The organism is Hymenobacter cellulosivorans, assembly GCF_022919135.1.
GTDB classification, from domain to species: Bacteria; Bacteroidota; Bacteroidia; order Cytophagales; family Hymenobacteraceae; genus Hymenobacter; species Hymenobacter cellulosivorans.
In genome coordinates, this window is record NZ_CP095049.1 from 3,716,359 (window position 1) to 3,735,023 (window position 18,665).

Here is an 18,665-nt window from a genome sequence, read left to right on the forward strand (position 1 = left end):
TGGCCCCTCCCCTCCGGGAGAGGGGATCCAGGCGTGAGATTAGCGTTGTTCGGTTCGCTAGATGCTAAACTGCCTATCCTTGGTAAGCTAGTAGAAGTAGTTTCAGGTGCTCAGTAATAGCCTGCAGCACCTGTGGCGTGCTGTGCAATACTGCTTCGTTTGTGAAGCGTAGGACTAGAAAACCCGCTTCCTGCAAGTCATGCGTGCGGCCACCGTCGTATTCGGCTTGGCTAAGATCATCGTGAATGCTGCCGTCCACCTCAATAATCAACCACGCGGGCAGGCATACAAAGTCGACAATGAATTGCTGGATGGCGTGCTGACGGCGAAACGGTGCGCCCATCTTCTGAGCACGGAGTTCTTGCCACAACCGTTTTTCGGCCGGAGTCGAATTCTTGCGGTTAGCCCGTGCATGCTCCTTCAACCCCTTAACCCAACGTTTAGCATCTGTAGTATACATGCCAAACGGATAGGGCGAATGCTTCTCAGAATCCTGATTCATAATCAATAGCTTGTACCACTATAACTTGAATCAAGATAAAGAAAACAGTTGTGCTACTATGGCACCCCTCTCCCAGAGGGGAGGGGCTGGGGGTGGGGTCACAACGACCCGCGTCGAATAGTATAAAACGGGTTGCGGACCTTGCCGCGGTGCTTTTCCAGCAGCTTCGTGGCGGCGGTTTTGCCCATGGCCTCGAAGTCGGTGGTGATGACGGTCATGTTGAGCAGTTCCTTCAGCGGGGTTTCGTTGAAGGAGATAATGCCGACTTCCCGGCCCAGCAAGTAGCTGGTTTGCCGGATTTTCTTGACCAGTTCCACCAGGTCGGTTTCCCGGATGACGACGTAGGCCGTACCGGTTTCGAGCACCTCGCTCATGGCGTTTTCGACCACGGCAAAGGTCTTGTTGTGAATCAGGCAGAAGGAGCGGAAGCCCCAGGGCAACTCCTCGGGGTGGTTGGCATCAGAGGGCAGAATCAGGACCAGGCGGGAGTACTTGTCGAGCAGGTCCCGGGCATTTTCCAGGGCGTTGAAGATGTCCTTGTCGAAGTCCTGGAACACGCGCAGGCAGTCGTGTTTAAGCTCGGGTAAATCCTTGTCGAGCAGCACCAGTTCCTGGCTCGGAATCGTGTTCAGGATGCTTTGGTAGGTTTCCTTGGGCGTGTCGAGCGTGAAGTGGGGCATCACCACGTAGTAGTTGTACTTGCCCAGGCTTTTCTCGATGATTTCCTGGAACAGGTTCACGTTGTAGTGGTGAATCTGCAAGTCGACGGTGGCCTGGTCGCCGAGGGCTTCGAGGAAGGCGTAGTAGATAATCTTCTTATAGGAGCTCAGCTTGTTGAAGACCAGCAGGATTTTGAGCTTGGGCGTGTCGTTGGCCTGCACGTAGTAGCCCTTGCCCTGCACGGAGGTAATAAAGCCCCGCTCGCGCAGTTCGCGGTAGGCTTTTTCCACCGTGTCGCGGGCCAGGTAGTGTTCCACGCTGAGCTCCGAAATAGAGGGGAGCTGGTCGCCGTTGCGCAGGATGCCGCGCTCAATGTCCATGATAACCGACTGCACAATCTGCTTGTACTTCGGGGTTTTGTCGTGGGGCTTGAGCTGGAGAGAATAGGAGCCGGCAGAGGCAGAATCGCGCTGAGGGTCTTTAGCGCCCGAGGTGGTATTCCGGCCGCGGTAATCCGAGTTGACAATCATGACAGGAGAAAGGCTGGGGTGGGAAAGGAGAGGTCATGATAAAGCAGAAAGGGCGGATAGGCAAATCCATAAAATTGAATATTGGCAAGGCCAAAGCGGAAACAGGCCTGGAGAGGGGCCGGCAACCAACTCAGCTTCAGGAAGCTAAAAACCCATCGTATCTACGTAGTCTAAAGATAAGAAATAGGCCGGAATTGCCCGGGAAAGCCAAAACCTGGCGAACCAATCCGTAGAATCGGCCCGCCAGGTTTTGGTAGGATACCAGGAAGGTCCAGACTTAGCGCACGAAGGCCATAGCCACGCCGCCGTCCACGTTAAGCACATTACCGGTGCTCTTGCTCAAAGAGCCGTCCACGAAGACCAGCACCGCCTTGGCAATGTCTTCGGCCAACACTTCCTCGCCCAGCAGGGTGCGCTTGGCGTAGTGAGCCGGCAGCTCTTCCACGCTCACGCCGTAGGCCTTGGCCCGCCCTTCGGCCCAGCCGCTTTCCCAGATCTTGGAGCCGCGCAGCACGGCGTCGGGGTTCACGGTGTTGACGCGGATTTTGTCGGCGCCCAGCTCGGCGGCCAACAGGCGCGACATGTGCAGCTGAGCGGCTTTGGCTGTGCCGTAGGCCACGTTGTTGGGGCCGGCCACCAGGCCGTTTTTGCTGGCAATGTTGACCACGTCGCCACCCAGGTTCTGCTTGCGCAGAATCTCCACGGCCTGCTGGGTTACCAGAAACTGGCCTTTCACCAGCACATCGTTGAGGATGTCCCAGTCGGCCTGGGTGGTTTCGGCCAGGGGCTTGCTGATGGAGAGGCCCGCGCAGTTGACCACAATGTCGACGCCGCCAAACTGCAGCACCGTGGCCCGGAACGAGTCGGCAATGGCCTGGGCATTGGTCACGTCGATGGGAGCCGTCAGGGCGTTGTCTTGGCCGTAGCGCTTGCGCAGGTTAGTCTGGGTTTCGTCGAGCCGGTCCCGGTCGGTGGCCACTACCACAGCGCCGTTTTGCAGCAGCAATTCGCAGATGGCCAGCCCGATGCCGCCCGTGCCGCCCGTGACGTAGGCCACCTGGCCCGACAGGCTTTTGGGCTTGGGCATGCGCTGGAGCTTGGCTTCCTCGAGCAGCCAGTACTCGATGTTGAAAGCTTCCTGCTCGGCCAGGCCGGTGTATTCCGACACGGCCTCAGCGCCCTTCATGACGTTGATGGCGTTGGTGTAGAACTCGGCGGCCACGCGCGCGGTCTGCTTGTCTTTGGCGAAGGAGAACATGCCCACCCCGGGCCACAGAATCACCACCGGGTTGGGGTCGCGCATGGCGGGCGAATTACTGTGCTTGCTGCGCTCGTAATAGGCGGCATAGTCCTGGCGGTAAGCGGCAAACTGTTCCTGCAGGTACTCTTTCACGGCCGAAAGCGGCTGGCGCATGGTGGCCTCGTCGAGCACCAGCGGGCGGATCTTGGTGCGCAGGAAATGGTCGGGGCAGGAGGTGCCTTTCTGGGCCAGGCGGGCCAGGTCGTGGGAATTAACAAACTCCAGCACCCGGGCGTCGTCGGTGTAGTGGCCCACCATGCGGCGCTGCCCGGAGGCCAAACCGCGCAGGATGGGCATTACCTCGGCCGCCTGCTGCTTACGGGTTTCGGCGTCGGGACCGTTTTCCAGCTTCACCCCGCCGAAAACCGGCTTGTGCTTGCCGTAGTTGGCCTCCAGGTACGTGGCCGCCATTTCAATGACTTCCAGCGTGTTGATATACGACTCGTAGCTCGTATTGCCCCAGGTAAAGAGGCCGTGTCCGCCCAGGATAACGCCACGCAGATTCGGATTCTCAGCCACGATTTTTTCCAGCTGCAAGCCCAGGTCGAAGCCCGGTTTCTGCCAGGGCAGCCAGCCCATGGTATCGCCCCAAATGTCGCGCATGATTTGCTCGCCGTCCTTGCTGGCGGCAATGGCAATCAGGGCATCGGGGTGGAGGTGGTCGATGTGCTTGAAGGGCAGCAGGCCGTGCAGGGGCGTATCAATACTCGGCGTGGCGCACTTGGGGTCGAAGAGGCAGTACTCAAACAGGGCCACCATTTCATCCTCAAATTGCAGGCCGCGGTATCGGTTTTTTAGCGCGTGCAGCTTTTCTACATATAAGTTGGCGCAGCCGGCCTTGGTGAGCGTGCCAATGTCGCCGCCCGAGCCTTTCACCCACATAACTTCCACCGGCTGGCCCGTGACGGGGTCGGTTTCGGTGAGCTTGCAGCTGGTATTGCCGCCGGCGTAGTTGGTCAGGCGCAAATCGGCGCCGAGCAGGTTGGAGCGGTATAGAAACAGGGCAACTTCGTCGTTGCTTAACTCTAGCGCCTTGGCTTCGTCCCAGAGATAACTAACGTGTTGAAAGGTCAGCGTTTTTTCCATGATGGCGCTTCTGTTTAGGGAGTATGCAGAAAACAGGTAAGAATTGCTTTTCAACAAATTACGCGGGCCGGCCTGGGGCCAACATCCTGCACTCTCCTGCTCAGCGGGAAAATAATTATTGCCGGCCACTGCAACGAAAAATAAGTGAGTCGTTACTTTTCCAGGCAGGAGAGCACAGGAAAGTTGGGCGCCAGGAGAAGGGCAGATTTGCCTAAACCCACCACATTTACCACTATGGCAGTCATTTGGGGAGTAATCTTACACGCATTAGGCGGTTTTGCCTCCGGCAGCTTTTATCTGCCCTACAAGAAAGTGAAAGGCTGGTCCTGGGAAAGCTACTGGCTGGTGGGCGGCATCGTAAGCTGGGTGTTTGCGCCCCTCATCATGGGCTCCCTGACCGTGAAAAACCTGTTCGGCGTGCTGGCCCAGGCCGATACCTCCACGCTGGCCTGGACCTACATGTGGGGCGTGCTCTGGGGCTTCGGCGGCCTTACCTTCGGCCTGGCGATGCGCTACCTGGGTCTTTCGCTGGGCATGGCCGTCACGTTGGGCTTGTGCGCCGTGTTTGGCACCATCGTGCCGCCGCTCTGGCTCGGTACTTTCCCGACGCTGATTCAGTCGGCCTCCGGGCAGATGATTCTGATGGGCCTGGTGGTGTGTGTAATGGGCATTCTGATCTGCGGCCTGGCCGGCATCATGAAGGAAAAGCACCTAACGGCCGACCAGAAAAAGGAGGGCGTGGCCGAGTTTGACCTGCGCAAAGGCATCGGGGTAGCTATTTTTTCGGGCGTAATGAGTGCCTGCATGTCGTTTGGCCTGACGGCCGGGCAGCCCATTGCCGACCTGGCCAAGGCTTCCGGCACCGACCCGCTCTACATGAACAACGCCGTGCTGGTCGTGGTGCTACTGGGCGGCCTGACCACCAACGCCATCTGGTGTATTTACCTCAACATCAAGAACAAGACTTACACCGACTACCTCAACCCCACGGCCCCGGCTCTGCGCAACGTCCTGTTTTGCGCCGCTGCTGGCTTTACGTGGTACCTGCAGTTTTTCTTCTATGGCATGGGCGATTCGCAGATGGGCGAGTTCCGCTTCTCGGGCTGGACGCTGCACATGGCCTTTATCATTGCATTCAGCTCGTTCTGGGGCCTGTACCTGCACGAGTGGCGCGGGGCCAACCGCCTCACCATGCGCACCGTGTCACTGGGCATTCTGGCGGTAGTGTTGTCGACGGTGATTGTGGGCTACGGCAACTACCTGGGCTCGGAAACAGAAGCCGCCCCGGAAGCCCGAGTAGAGCCTACAGAAACGTCGGCGGGGCAGGTGGCTACTACCTCAGAGGAAACGAACAACGCTGCTGCAGCTCAGGATTAGAAGTTGCAGAATAGTAATACGGGCCAGATGTAACGCCGTCTGCTACGGTTTAGCTTAAAGACAGGTTGAGGCGTAAAGTTGCTCTCTTGATCTTCGGCAAAAGCCCGGCCCTGTGCCGGGCTTTTTTTGTGCCTAGCGAAGAAGGAGAATAAAATTATTGGGAGCAGGAGAGTGCGGGACGCCGTTAGTGAATACTCACTCTACCTTCATAGAGTTGAATATCTGACAGTTCTCTCCCCACTTCCTTCCCTTCCCACACTCTATGAAAAAGCTGTACTATGTAGCCAAAGTACTGCCGCTACTGGTTCTGCTGCTGCTTGGGCATGCCCTGCAGGCCCAGAACCGAACCATTACTGGCAAGATTACCACGGCGGAAAACAACGAGACACTGCCCGGCGTGACGGTTGTACTCAAAGGAACCACTATTGGTACTGGCAGCAACCCTGATGGTACTTTCTCGATAAGCATGCCCAGCACCGGCGGCACGCTGGTATTCTCTTTCGTTGGGTACCTGACCAAAGAGGTTAGCGTAACCAATCAAACAAACGTTAATGTAGTACTAAGCCAAGATGCTCAGATGCTGCAGGAAACGGTGGTGGTAGGCTACGGCACTCAGAAAGCAGCCGACGTAACCGGCGCCATTACGGGCATTACGGCCAAGGAAATCGAGGAGCGGCCCGTCAACCGCATCGAAAATGCCCTGGCTGGCCAAATGCCCGGCGTGACGGTGCAAACCACGACCGGGGAACCGGGCGCCGAACTCTCGATTCGGGTGCGGGGCACGGGTTCCATCAACGCTTCCAACGAGCCGCTCTACGTGGTCGACGGGGTGCCGGTGGATAACCTGCGCGGTATTAACCCCACTGATGTGGCCAATATCGATGTGCTGAAAGACGCGGCTTCAGCCGCTATTTACGGCTCGCGCGGTTCCAACGGCGTGGTGCTCATCACCACCAAGCGTGGCAAGAAAGGCCCGCCCAAGCTGCAGTTTTCGGGTTTCACCGGCATTCAGACCCTGGAGCGCCGCCTTGATTTGATGTCGCCCGAGCAGTGGATTCAGCAGCGCCAGGAAGGCATTGACGAAGCCTGGGTGAACCGCGGCAAAACCCCGGCCGTGAATAAGCCCTACAAGGCCTCCGACTCGCAGGAGTACCGGGCCCAGGAGCTCGGCATCACGCTGCGCACGCCCAACCCGACCTACATGTACGACCCGAAGTGGGCGTACGGCTCCGACAGCCTGGCCTTCACCGACTGGCAGGACGCCTTTTTCAAGCCGGCCGTGATGCAGCAGTACCAGATTGGCGTGGCCGGCGGCACCGACGACTTCAGTTACAACGTGAACGGCTCCTACCTCAACCAGAACGGCATCGTGGTAGGTACCAACCTGCAGCGGGCCACGCTGCGCGCCAACTTCGACGCCCGCATCCGCAAGGGCATCAAGCTGACCATGACCCTGGCGCCCTCGACGGAATGGTCGGGGCTGGGCCGGGTGGATGGCAAGGACAACCAGGCCCAGAACGCCATGACCATGCCGCCCGTGGGACCCAAGGAAGCCGGCCTCTACGTGGGCGCCGACCCCTACGCGGCCTACGCCTGGTCGGGGCGCTACATCAGCCCGATTGCGGTGATGGAGCGCACCCAGATCAAGACGACCCGCACCCGCCTGAACGCCAACATGGGCCTCAACATTGAGGTCTACAAGGGCCTGCAGTTGCAACTGCTAGGCGCCATGGACAACAACTATACCCTCGACAACCAGTTTTACCCCACCAACGCCAGCCGCGACTGGGCCACGGCCGCCAACGAAGGCGCCCTGAGCCGCTCGCGCCGCACCCAGCAGTACGGCACCCGCTACCTGGCCCAGGGCGTGCTGAGCTACACCAAGACCATCGGCAGCCACAACCTCAACGGCATCGTGGGCTACTCGCTTGAAACAACCAAGCGCGAAGACAGCTTCCAGGAAGCCACCAAGCTGCCCAACGACTGGTCGGGCCAATTCAGCAGCGCCAACTCCACCACCACGACCAACACGGCGGTACCGTACAAAACGGCGCTCATCTCATACTTCACCCGGGTGCAGTACAACTTCCGCCAGAAGTACCTGTTTTCGGCCAGCCTGCGCCGCGACGGATCCTCCAAGTTTGGCGCGAATTCACACTGGGGCCTGTTTCCGGCCGCTTCGGTGGGCTGGCGCCTTTCCGACGAAAACTTCATGAAGGGCATTACGGCCCTTACCGACCTAAAGCTGCGGGCTAGCTACGGCGTAACCGGCAACAACCGGATTCCCGACAATGTGCAGTATTCGTTGCTCAACCCCGGCAACTATTCCTTCAACAACGTGGCCTACACCGGCTACGCGCCCGGCAACTACGCCAACCCCGATTTGGGCTGGGAGCAAACCAGCAGCTACAACGTGGGCTTCGACTTTGGCGTGTTCAGCAACCGCCTGCAGGTGTCGGTGGATGCCTACAACCGCGACACCGAGCGGCTGCTGCTCCAGGCCCCGCAGTCGGCCCTGACGGGCTTCGTGAGCAGCTACCAGAACATCGGCTCAGTGAATAACAAAGGCGTGGAGCTGGGCTTGAACTCCCAGAACACGGTGGGTGCGGTGCGGTGGAATACCTCCTTCAACGTGTCCTACAACCGGAACAAGGTGACGGCCCTCACGGCCGAAAACACGCCCATTACCACCGGCTTCAGCGGCCTGACCCAGATTATCCAGGTTGGGCAGCCCATCAATTCCTTCGTGCTCTACGACGTCATTGGCGTGTATAAAAACCAGGAAGACGTGAACAACAGTCCGCGCATGGCCAAAACGGTGCCCGGCGACCAGAAGTACCGCGACGTAAACGGCGACGGCCAGATTACCGACGCCGACCGTACCCTGGTGGGCAACCCTCAGCCTAAGTTCATCTTCGGTATCACCAACTCGGTAACCTACCGCAACTTCGATTTCTCAGTGCTGATCAACGCCCAGCAGGGCGGCAAAATCTACTCCATCGTGGGTCGTAACCTCGACTCGCCGGGCATGGGCTACCTCTACAACAAGCTGGCCCGCTGGGAAAACCGCTGGAAGTCGGAGGAAGATACCGGCGACGGCATGACGCCCCGCATGGGCGCCCCGAGTGCCTACTACGACACGCGCTGGTTGTATAGCTCCGACTACATCCGCATCAAGAACGTGACGGTGGGCTACAACCTGCCTAAAGTGCGCTTCTACGACCGGGCCCGCCTGTACCTGGCCGTCGAGAATGCCTTCCTGTTCGACAAGTACACGGGCGGCTTCTCGCCCGAGGCAGCCAACGACGCCGGCGGCGACTACGGCGGCTACCCCATTGCCCGTACCTACACGCTGGGCTTCAACTTGACCCTGTAACCGAGCCGCCACGCTTTTTCTCTCCGAAGACGATGAAGACTTTCAAACACCTCACTTGCGCGGCACTCCTTGGCCTGGGCACCCTGCTGCTGGCTTCCTGCGAAGACAAGCTCGATATCAGCCCCGAGGCCCGCAACAGCACCGCCGATTTCTACAAGGACGAGTCGGACGTGAACCAGGGCGTCATTTCGATTTATAACAGCTGCATGTCGTTTCCGACCAATTCCTACTGGAACATGGCCGAGATGCGCGGCGACAATATCGTGGTGAGCACCAACCTGAATGCCCAGCGCGACTACGCTGACATCAATTTTTTCCTGGCTTCCTCCCAAACCGGGCAGTTTCAGGCCACCTGGGCCGACCTGTTTGAGGCCGTGTACCGGGCCAACCTACTCCAGGAAAAGATTCAGCCCTTCACGTTTGCCCGCGTAAATCAATTCAAGGGCGAGGCGCGGTTTCTGCGGGCGTTGGCCTACTTCGACTTGGTCCGCTTCTGGGGCCCGGTCCCGATTGTCGACAAAGTGGTGACGGCCACCGAGGCCAAGCAGATTCCGCGTGCCTCCATTGCCGACGTGTATAGCTTCATCGTGGAGGATCTGAAGTTTGCCGCCGAAAACCTGCCCGACACCTACACCACCGAAAAGGGGCGGGCCACCAAATGGGCGGCCAAAGCCCTGCTGGGCCGAGTATACCTGACCATGTACGGCTATCCGCTCAAGCAAGCCAGTGCCCTGCCGCTGGCCAAGCAGCAGCTGGCCGACGTCATTGCCCAGGAAGGCAAGGCCGGCGTGCCCACCATGTCGAGTTCGTTTAAGGCCCTGTTTCAGACCGCCAACGACAACAAGTTTCACCTCTTCGAAATCCAGTACATTTCCGGCACCGGCGGCCTGGGTAGCCAGATTCCGTCGGATCAGGCGTTTCAGTTTCCCTCGCAGTGGTCGGCGTTCCAGCCCTTCGGCCTCGATGCGGGCGTAAATCCCAACCTGCTGGGCGCGGGCTGGCCCAAAAAGGATTTGCGCAAGGAAGCCACCCTCGACTCGGGCTACGTCGACACCAAAACCAACGCCAAGTCCGGCCGGGTGCAGTTCACCAAGTTTCTGGAAAAAGGCACCACGGCGCCCACCGGCCAGCGCGACTACCCCAACAACTACCCCGTTATCCGCTTCGAAGACGTGCTGCTAATGCAGGCCGAAGTGCTCAACGAGGAAGTAGCCGACGGCGGCAACGTGTCCGCCCAGGCTCTGACTTACGTGAACCGCATCCGGACCCGCTCGGGTGTGCCCGCCCTCACGAGCATGAGTAAAGTCAACTTCCGCCTGGCCCTGGAGCGGGAGCGGCGCTGGGAGTTTGCCGCCGAGGGCCTGCGCTGGCACGACTTGGTGCGCACCGGCCGCGCCCTGGCCGTGATGAACCAGTTTATCACCGACAACAAGCTGCCCCGCGCCCAGGCCCTGACCGAAACCGATTTGCTGTTCCCGATTCCGCTGGCCGAGCTGCGCATCAATCCCGGCTTCTGGCAGCAAAACCCCGGTTACAACTAAGCTTGGCAAGGCCGATTCATCATTTCATGCAGTAAAGAGGCTGCCTCAGTTGGGGGCAGCTTCTTTTTTACCCTGAATTCTCTGATATGAGCTTTTCGGCCGTTTTCTTTCCTATTGTTGCTCTCTATGTTCACCCCGTATCGTTCCTTTTCGGTCATAAGCTTATTGAGATCCAAGCCGGGGCACGCGGCTTGGCGCGGTGCCTGCTGGCTCTTGCTGACTACTAGCACTTTGGCATTCGGGGAGTGGGGCCCACAGTATTCTGCCCCGACCTGCCCGCCGCGCCGCCGGTGCAGGCCGAGCGGCTGGGGCGGGGCGTGGTGGCCGTGGCCCAGCCCGACGGCCGAATCTTCGTGAGCTGGCGTCTGCTGGCCTCCGACCCGGCCTCAGTGCGGTTCACGCTCTACCGCCACCTCGGCAACGGTCAAAAGGAGAAAGTCACCGGCCAAGCTACTTCGCGCACCAACTGGGTGGATAACCTGGGGCCCACTGGCAAAGCCCCGCGGCCCGTGGCCTATTCGGTAGAGGTAGCGGGCACCAAAGAGACCAAGCCCTCAACAGCTGCCGTTTGGGCCCAGAGCGTTCTGCGCATCCCGCTCCAACAACCCGCGGGCGGGACGGTGAGTAGTGGGAGTGAGGTTAGCAGCTACACTTACTCGGCCAACGACGCCTCGGTAGCCGACCTCGACGGCGACGGACAGTATGAAATCGTGCTGAAGTGGGAGCCCAGCAACGCCCGTGACAATGGCTCGGCGGGCATCACCGGGCCGGTGCTGCTGGATGCCTACACCCTGGCCGGCACCCAGCTCTGGCGTATCAATCTGGGCTGCAATATCCGGGCTGGCGCGCACTACACCCAGTTTATGGTTTACGACCTCGACGGTGACGGCAAAGCCGAAGTAGCCTGCAAAACCGCCGACGGCACCCTGGACGGGCAGGGCAAAACCATTGGCGACGCGGGCAAAGACTACCGCACCCTCACTGTGCCCACCGACGGGGAGGCCGTGGCTACTGCCCGCGACAGTAAGTTTGGCCGCATCCTGGCTGGGCCGGAATACCTCACCGTTTTCAATGGACAAACCGGCGCCGCGCTGGCCACCACAGCCTATGTGCCCGGCCGCGCCCCGCTCGACGGTTGGGGTGGTATCGGGGGCAATGGCGGCAATGACCGCTACGGCAACCGCGCCGACCGTTTTCTGGCCGCTGTGGCTTACCTGGATGGGCAGCGCCCCAGCTTGGTGATGTGCCGCGGCTACTACGGCCGCACCGTGCTGGCCGCCTGGGACTGGCGCGGTGGCCAGCTCACCCAGCGCTGGCTATTCGACTCGAGAGACGATAAAAACCCGTTTTCGGGTATGGGCAACCACGGCTTGAGCGTGAACGACGTGGACGCTGACGGCCGCGACGAAATCGTGTACGGGGCTATGGTGGTCGACGACGACGGCCGGGGCTTGTTCAGCACCGGCCTGCGCCACGGCGACGCCCTGCACGTGTCGGACCTGGACCCCGTTACGCCGGGCCTGGAAGCCTGGGGCGTGCACGAAAACGAGGACAAGGTGCCCGGCCACGAAAACGGCCCCGGCGCGGCGCTCTACGCTGCCGGCACCGGCACCCTCCTGCTGGCTGAGCTGCCTGGCCAGGACGTGGGCCGGGCATGGCCGCCGACATTGACCCGCGCTACCCCGGCGCTGAGCTGTGGGCCAGCAGCCCGGAACTGGGGCTGCTCTCGTGCCGAGGCGAGAAAATAGGGCCGGCCCCGCGCGCCGTCAATTTCGGGCTGTGGTGGGACGGCGACCTGCAACGCGAGTTGCTGGACGGCCCGGCGGTATATAAGTGGGCTTACCAGTCGGCCCAAATGACCACGCTGCTGGATGGCAAACTCCTGGGTGCGGCTTCCTGCAACGGGAGCAAGGCTACACCCTGCCTTTCGGCCGACCTGCTCGGCGACTGGCGCGAGGAAGTGGTGTGGCGCACGGCGACCAACGATGCCCTACTGCTTGTTACCACTACCGTTCCCACCGAGCACCGCTTCGTGACGCTCATGCAGGACCGGGCCTACCGCCTGGGCGTGGCCCGCGAAAATGTGGGCTATAACCAGCCGCCCCACCCCGGGTATTATCTGGGCCAGGGCATGAAGCTGCCGAATGCACAGGTGCTAAAGTAAGCGCTGGGAGGTTGATGCATAGGGCAGCTGGGGGCTGGCCGCTACCCGCAGGCCGAGCGGTACAAACTGCTAATGGGGGAGAAGTCCACCTTGGATCCGGTATAGCAAGGATTGTTTTTGGAACTTTTTTAGTGAGTTGAGCTAAGTGTTGAAAATCTGGTAGTTAATCTGCTGAAAAGTGGAATAAACTACCAAAAGAAGTCTGGTCGAAGGCCGTGCGGTGAGCTGATTGAGACTGGTTTGGTACAGTCCTTGGAAATACCGCTACCATTGAACCAAAGGTCTTTTACTTCTTATTTTTTTCTATGCCAATCTTTACCCGCTCCCTGTTTCTGCTAGCCCTGACGACGGCCAGCCTGCTCACGTCCTGCTCCGATAAAAACGAGGAGCCGGCCCCCACGCCGGACCCGGCGCCTACCTATGCCTTGAGTCATTATTTCTACTACCCGGCGACCAACGGTGCAGCGGCCGTTATCCATCCCAACCAAGATATTACTGGCAAAGCCCAGTTGCATCCGACAGTGCTGGCCCTGGATTTTGAGGCCAAGGCCGACATGCCTCATTTTGAAATCGAGCGGGCCCAGCTCAAGCCCGACTGGAAAGGCGTTTACCCGCTCAGGTGCCGGGCGCGGCCGGCTGACCCCGTATTCGTGTCTTATTCCTACCATACCGATGGCTACCGCATTTTCCGTTTCAGCGACTTTACTCAAACGCTGACCGGCCACGTGACCATCACGGCCTATGATACCAAGCGCCAGCTCATCAGTGGTACCTACGAGGTACAGGCCCCCGGACAAACTGACCCGCTGGAATTTTCTATCGACACCAAGTGCGACATTACGCTCAGCGGCAGCTTTACGGATCTGAAAGTGAAGCCCCAACCGTAGCAGCCCTGGCAAGTTGCCCGGCTACTCCATCGACAAAGCTGCTGGCTCCGGAGCCAGCAGCTTTTTTGGGCTTTGCACCTCTGGCTGGCCTGTTTATCCGGCCGGCGTGTGGCTTATTTCACGACCCAGAGCCTGCTGGTTGCCTGACTACGCCGGAAATAGAATACTTTAGGAGCCATTTAGATCAGGGCCTGATGTCGAATGGCGGTTGGGTTGTCCTTGTTTGCGTATCATGCTGATCACCAGTTTTTTACAAGACCTGCTAACCACAGGCAGCATTACCCTGACGGGCCGACCCACGCCTTTTGTGCCCGATGATCTGCTGGCCGCTACCGACTTGCTGCAAACATACCACGCCGAGGATGCCCAGCAAATGCCCCATTCGGCTCCGGCGTTCGACGCCCCGGCGGCGCTCTGGGCGGCCAGGTTGCTCTACTACACGATTCAGCTGACGTTGGTGCGCGAGCTGGACGAGGCCGTTATTGCCCAGGCCCTGGCGGATTTCACGGCCGACCTCACCCCCGAAGTTCTGTATTCGGCCGACCTTATGCTGCGCTACTTGCCCGACTTGCTGCGCCTGGCCAAAGGCCTGGCGCCCGGCGACGCACTGGTGGCCCGCCTGCAAGCTCTGGCCCGGCAGTGGCCCTTGTCGTTTGTAAGCTCGGAAATGCCTGATCCGGAAGCCGAAGCCCGGGTGCTGGTCCACCCGGCCCTGCGCCAGGAATACGTGGACCGCATCATCCGGGCCCAGGACCGGCGGCGGGCGGGGCAGGAGCACCTGCGGCCCCTGGTGCAGGCGGCGCTGGGTGGCCACGCGGCCACGCTCTGGCCCGATTTTCAGGCCTTTACTCTTTTACCGACTGATGGAAAACATGCTGACTGAGATTGGGCCGCTGGTGGAAAAACTCAACCATGTAACCCGCCACCTCAAAACCACTTTCGTGGGCAAGGACGACATCATTGACTTGATGAGCCTGTGCCTGGTAGGGCGCGAAAACCTGTTTTTGCTGGGGCCGCCCGGCACAGCCAAAAGCGCCCTGGTGCGGGCCCTGGCCCAGTGCCTGGAAGGCAAAACCTTCGAATACCTGCTCACCCGCTTCACCGAGCCCAACGAGCTGTTTGGTCCCTTCGACATCCGCAAGCTGCGCGAGGGCGACCTGGTAACCAACACCGAAGGCATGCTGCCCGAAGCCAACCTCATCTTTCTGGATGAACTGCTGAATGCCAACAGCGCCATTCTTAATAGCTTGCTAATGGTGCTCAACGAGCGGGTGTTCCGACGGGGCCGCGAAACCCGCGCTCTGCCCGCCCTGCTGATGGTGGCGGCCAGCAACCACCTGCCCGAAGACGAGGCCCTGCAAGCCCTCTTCGACCGATTTCTGGTGCGCGTGCACTGCGACTACGTGGCCCCCGACGCCCTGGCCGCCGTGCTTGAGGCGGGCTGGAACCTAGAGCGAAAAAATGAAGCGGCGGCGCCTACCATCACGGCCGCCGAGGTGCTCCAGTTGCAGGCAGCTATTTCCACCATTGATGTGCAGCCGGTGCGGGCCCAGTACGTGGAACTGGTCAGCAAGCTGCGCCTGGCCGGCGTGGCCGTGTCCGACCGGCGGGCGGTGAAGCTGCAGCGGCTGCTGGCAGCCAGCGCCCTGCTCTGCCAGCGCACGGCCGTGATTACGTCGGATATGTGGGTGCTGCGCTACATCTGGGACACCGACGAGCAGCGCGAAATCATTGCTGGCATTGTCGATGCTGTGGTGCAGGCCGATGAGCAGCCTGGCCAGCACCCGCGCGCCGCCGGCGCCGAAGCACCCAACGCCGATGCTATTATGAGTGAAGTCCAGGCCCTGACGGCCCAGTGGGACCAGCCCGAAACCACCCTGGCCGAGCGTACCGTTATCAAGGACCAGCTGCGCTACCTGCACGGCCGTACCCAGTGGCTACCCAACGAGGTGCAGCGCAGCTACGTGCAGGAGCCTCTGGACGCACTATGGCAGAAAGTGCTGCAGGCATGATGACGGAGCGTGTACTCGTATTGGCCAGCGCCGACCGGGCGGTTCTGGGCTATGTGCGCACCGTGCCTGGCCTGCGCGTAGCCGAAGCGGCCGGGCAACTGTGGGTGCGCGGCCTGCCCGCTACCGGGGAGCTGCCGGCGGCGGCGCGCAGGCTGCCCGCTGCAGCCGCGTATGCCCTGGATGCGCAGAACCGGCTGTTTGCCACTGGTCAGCTGACGCCCACGGCCCATCTGCCGGACCTGGCGTGGCTGCCTATTCAGGAGTTTGTGCCGCTGGAGCTGCCCACGGCCGCGCTGCCTGGCCAGGCCCGCCTGCGCTACCGGGTGCGCCTGGTGCCCTCGGCCCGGGCAGTGGCGGGTAGCGCCTTACTCACGACGCTGGCGGCCTGGCTGGCCTACGTTGAAACGGCCCCCGAAATCCGGCTGCGCCACCTGCGTTTCGCCGTTGCGGAAGATGAGCGGGTACTGGTGCTGGGTGCGCCTCTGCCGCCGCTGGCCGGGCAGGAGTACTGGCTCCAGGAAGGCATGCTGCTGCCGGCCGGCTTCGATTTTGAGGCGCCACTGCTGGCTCCTTTGCTGGCCCGCCGCCTGAATCCCGCCGCTGATTCCCTCGTGGTTTTTGTTTCCAATGGCCGCTGGGAGCAAGTTTTGACTTCCAACCTAGTGCCCGCTACCCGTAGCGCCGTACGCCGAACGGCTCAGAGCTTCAGCCATGCGTAGCGCGTCCCCTTCCTTGGCTACCCAGCAGGCGCTGCAATACTTTCAGGCTCCCAAGAGCTACTTCTGGCACTGGGCCGAGGGCGGGGAAGTTGTGGAGTGGCAAAATGGGGGAACAATCTGCTACCGCGAGGAGCTGCAGGCCGTTCTTTCCGCATTGGCCCCCGAGGGATTACCGCCGTTGGGTGCGGTCCTGTTGCTGCTGGCCTCCTGCTCCGACGCCTGGCCGGGCGCTAGGGCGCTGGGTGTGCTGCAGGCTACGGCCAGATTTCTGATGCAGCCAGGGGCCGCTGATGAGCGGGAGTTTTACCTGAACCAGACCATCCGGTTTCTGAATCTGGTGCATGCTCTGCCGCGGGAACTGCGTACCGGCCCGCCCAAACTGCACTTGTTTCGGGAAGTATTGCAGGAACCCAACCGCAAGACAGGCCCGGCTTCATTGGCCGTCGTGCTGAACCTGCAGCAGGTCAGAAGTCAGCAGAGCGTGGATGAATGGTGCAGTGGCCGCCTCGATGCCGCTCTGCAAGCTCCGGCGGCGGTGGCTACCAACGACTATTTCCTGGCTGACCTGCTGTGTCTGGACCGCGCTTTCCAGCGCTTTCCCAGCACCGACCTGCTCGCCTTGCGCCTGCGCACCGGACAAGACCGGGTGCCCGAGCCGTTGCCCGAGTTGCCGGAAACTCCGCCCGATGAGCCCACCGACCTGCTCGACGAGCTGGCCCGGGACGTGCGCACGGCGGGGCTGGCCCGGCTTACCCAGCGGCTGGTAGCCGCCCTGCGGATTCCGCTACACACCCGCGCGGCCAGTGAGCAGCCCCTGGGCGGCATCTCCGACGTTACCAACCGGGGCAACTTCGACCGGCTTTTACTCAGCGAGCTGGCCCACGACGACCTGACGCTGACGGCCCGCCTGATTAACAACGAGGCACTATACTTGCGGCGGGAAGCTCCACCGACGCATGAGGTCCGGCCCCGCGTCATTCTGCTCGATACCACTCTGCGCCTGTGGGGCGTGCCGAAGGTATTTGCTTTGGCCGCTGCCCTGGCTTGGGCCCGCAACTCGGCCCACGGCCACCCGCCCGCGCCGGTGCTGGCCTACGCCCTGGGTGGGCAACTCGCCGAGCCCGTGGACCTCACCTCGCTGGAGGGCGTAATCGAGACGATGGGGCGGCTGGATGTGGCCCTACACGCCGGGACGGCCCTGCGGCACTTTGCCCAGGAGCAGGCGGCATCGGCTGCCGATGCGGCCACCGACGGGCTGCTTATTACCCAAGCCGAGCTGCTGCACGAGCCCGAGTTCGTAGCTGTTCTTGCCGAGCAGAAAACCACGCTACGCTTTCTGCTGACGGTGAGTCGGGACGGGGAATTGCAGCTGCACGAGTACCAGAATGGGCACCGCACGCTGCTTAGTACCAGTCGTTTCGATTTGGAGGAGCTGCTGTTTGCGCTAGGGCCCCGTATGCCCCGCCGCCCGCTGCCGGCGCGGGTACTGGATGGCTTTACGCCCGCCTTTTTGCTGCAAGAGCCCGCCCCGCTATTTTTTCCGACGGTAGGCGTACGGGTGTCCGTGCGCAATACCTTTTACCATCCGGCCTTGGGCGTGGTGGTCGTCACCGATACCCGCCGGGTACTCTACTGGCGTAGTCGCAGCTACGGCGCCCGGGAGCTGCTGCCCGTTATGGAAGCTGGGAGCTACCATTTTGGCGCCGACCACACGTATGCCACCGACCACAAGTCCTGCATTTATCTGCTGGTAAGTGGGGCTGATGTGCTGCGCGTTTATTTTTTTGCTACCACGTCGTTTACGGCTGCCGCTATTGCTCCGGAAATTGACATGGTCGACTTGTCCGACGAGCTGGACCCCGGGCAGGAGCCGACGCAGGTCGGGTTTGAGAACGGGTGCTACTACGTGCTCTGCGGCGGGCGTAAGCTGCTGTTTGACTGCCGCCGCCGGGAGATGCACCACGCCTGGCCGCGCCCGCTCAAGCTGCCGGCGGCCGGCTCCAAACCGGACTTTGGCCATGTGAAGCGCTATATCAATAACGGCTACTCGGTGCTGCACCGCGTGGATAGGCTGGGCGTTAATACGGCCAATGAGCTGGTGGTGGACGGGTACGAGGTGCGGCTGGTCATACACGACGAGCCGGCCCGGCAGGAGTTGGTGCTGGCGGCTAAAACGTACTATGCCAATTCCGTTATGCGCTGCCGGGCCGAGCGGGTGGAAACGCAGCCGCAGCCGGACAACCCGCAACTTACGTTCCGTCGGTTTCAGTGGGCCGATGGTAGTGAGGCCGTGGTCGACACCCGCGGGCTGCTGCACCTGCGCAGCTCGGATAGCACCATTCCCGAAATAACCCTGGTGCTGGTGCTGGGCCAGCCCGCCGCTGCCTGGGCTGCCGATGGCGCCACCTGCGGCGCTTCATACTTCACCGGCTCTGAGTTGAAACAAAGTCTGTCCGTGGCCGACTTCGTGGACCGGTATCTTCTCCGCTTTATTGCCCGCCTGACTTAAGC

The 18,665-nt window shown here is 61.0% G+C and carries 11 protein-coding genes and 1 pseudogene; 9 read left to right on the forward strand and 3 right to left on the reverse strand.

The window, feature by feature from the left end; all coding sequences use genetic code 11:
• Positions 1–73 precede the first annotated feature (73 nt).
• From MUN80_RS15640 to MUN80_RS15650, 3 genes are all read right to left on the reverse strand, one after another.
• Complete coding sequence (locus MUN80_RS15640) at positions 74–502, reverse strand: endonuclease domain-containing protein (RefSeq protein WP_244714374.1); 429 nt, start codon at positions 500–502, stop codon at positions 74–76.
• Positions 503–600: 98 nt separating this feature from the next.
• Positions 601–1,692: a GntR family transcriptional regulator gene (locus tag MUN80_RS15645; RefSeq protein ID WP_244714376.1), complete on the reverse strand. Its 1,092-nt coding sequence runs from the start codon at positions 1,690–1,692 to the stop codon at positions 601–603.
• 277 nt (positions 1,693–1,969) lie between these two features.
• Entirely contained in the window at positions 1,970–4,078 is a 2,109-nt protein-coding gene (locus MUN80_RS15650) for a bifunctional aldolase/short-chain dehydrogenase (RefSeq protein ID WP_244714378.1), read from the reverse strand.
• Positions 4,079–4,312: 234 nt separating this feature from the next.
• Here MUN80_RS15650 and rhaT point away from each other — a divergent pair, with 234 nt between their 5' ends.
• The 9 genes and pseudogenes from rhaT (at position 4,313) to MUN80_RS15700 (ending at position 18,663) form a co-directional block, all read left to right on the forward strand.
• Entirely contained in the window at positions 4,313–5,455 is a 1,143-nt protein-coding gene (gene rhaT, locus MUN80_RS15655; RefSeq protein WP_244714379.1) for an L-rhamnose/proton symporter RhaT, read from the forward strand.
• A 262-nt stretch (positions 5,456–5,717) separates the two neighbouring features.
• Positions 5,718–8,831, forward strand: a complete 3,114-nt coding sequence (locus MUN80_RS15660) for a SusC/RagA family TonB-linked outer membrane protein (RefSeq protein WP_244714380.1) — start codon at positions 5,718–5,720, stop codon at positions 8,829–8,831.
• Positions 8,832–8,863: 32 nt separating this feature from the next.
• Complete coding sequence (locus MUN80_RS15665; protein WP_244714382.1) at positions 8,864–10,372, forward strand: RagB/SusD family nutrient uptake outer membrane protein; 1,509 nt, start codon at positions 8,864–8,866, stop codon at positions 10,370–10,372.
• 353 nt (positions 10,373–10,725) lie between these two features.
• Positions 10,726–12,536, forward strand: a pseudogene (locus MUN80_RS15670) (rhamnogalacturonan lyase).
• Positions 12,537–12,841: 305 nt separating this feature from the next.
• Positions 12,842–13,423, forward strand: coding sequence for a hypothetical protein (locus MUN80_RS15680; RefSeq protein ID WP_244714386.1), 582 nt, complete (start codon positions 12,842–12,844; stop codon positions 13,421–13,423).
• Between the two features lie 232 nt (positions 13,424–13,655).
• Positions 13,656–14,306 (forward strand): conflict system bpX4 domain-containing protein, encoded by a 651-nt coding sequence (locus MUN80_RS15685; protein WP_244714387.1) that lies wholly within the window; start codon positions 13,656–13,658, stop codon positions 14,304–14,306.
• Complete coding sequence (locus MUN80_RS15690) at positions 14,296–15,435, forward strand: AAA family ATPase (protein WP_244714389.1); 1,140 nt, start codon at positions 14,296–14,298, stop codon at positions 15,433–15,435. The genes MUN80_RS15685 and MUN80_RS15690 overlap by 11 nt, the downstream gene beginning before the upstream one ends.
• Positions 15,411–16,154 carry a hypothetical protein gene (locus MUN80_RS15695; RefSeq protein ID WP_244714391.1) on the forward strand — a complete coding sequence of 248 codons (744 nt, stop codon included), beginning with the start codon at positions 15,411–15,413 and terminating at the stop codon, positions 16,152–16,154. Before MUN80_RS15690 ends, MUN80_RS15695 begins: the two co-directional genes overlap by 25 nt.
• Complete coding sequence (locus MUN80_RS15700; RefSeq protein WP_244714392.1) at positions 16,147–18,663, forward strand: hypothetical protein; 2,517 nt, start codon at positions 16,147–16,149, stop codon at positions 18,661–18,663. The genes MUN80_RS15695 and MUN80_RS15700 overlap by 8 nt, the downstream gene beginning before the upstream one ends.
• The last annotated feature ends 2 nt before the right edge of the window (positions 18,664–18,665 follow it).

Bases quoted from the DNA above. Each gene is read 5' to 3' on its own strand.
- MUN80_RS15640 (WP_244714374.1), bottom strand. From the start codon at position 502: ATGAATCAGGATTCTGAGAAGCATTCGCCCTATCCGTTTGGCATGTAT.
- MUN80_RS15645 (WP_244714376.1), bottom strand. From the start codon at position 1,692: ATGATTGTCAACTCGGATTACCGCGGCCGGAATACCACCTCGGGCGCT.
- MUN80_RS15650 (WP_244714378.1), bottom strand. From the start codon at position 4,078: ATGGAAAAAACGCTGACCTTTCAACACGTTAGTTATCTCTGGGACGAA.
- rhaT (WP_244714379.1), top strand. From the start codon at position 4,313: ATGGCAGTCATTTGGGGAGTAATCTTACACGCATTAGGCGGTTTTGCC.
- MUN80_RS15660 (WP_244714380.1), top strand. From the start codon at position 5,718: ATGAAAAAGCTGTACTATGTAGCCAAAGTACTGCCGCTACTGGTTCTG.
- MUN80_RS15665 (WP_244714382.1), top strand. From the start codon at position 8,864: ATGAAGACTTTCAAACACCTCACTTGCGCGGCACTCCTTGGCCTGGGC.
- MUN80_RS15680 (WP_244714386.1), top strand. From the start codon at position 12,842: ATGCCAATCTTTACCCGCTCCCTGTTTCTGCTAGCCCTGACGACGGCC.
- MUN80_RS15685 (WP_244714387.1), top strand. From the start codon at position 13,656: ATGCTGATCACCAGTTTTTTACAAGACCTGCTAACCACAGGCAGCATT.
- MUN80_RS15690 (WP_244714389.1), top strand. From the start codon at position 14,296: ATGCTGACTGAGATTGGGCCGCTGGTGGAAAAACTCAACCATGTAACC.
- MUN80_RS15695 (WP_244714391.1), top strand. From the start codon at position 15,411: ATGGCAGAAAGTGCTGCAGGCATGATGACGGAGCGTGTACTCGTATTG.
- MUN80_RS15700 (WP_244714392.1), top strand. From the start codon at position 16,147: ATGCGTAGCGCGTCCCCTTCCTTGGCTACCCAGCAGGCGCTGCAATAC.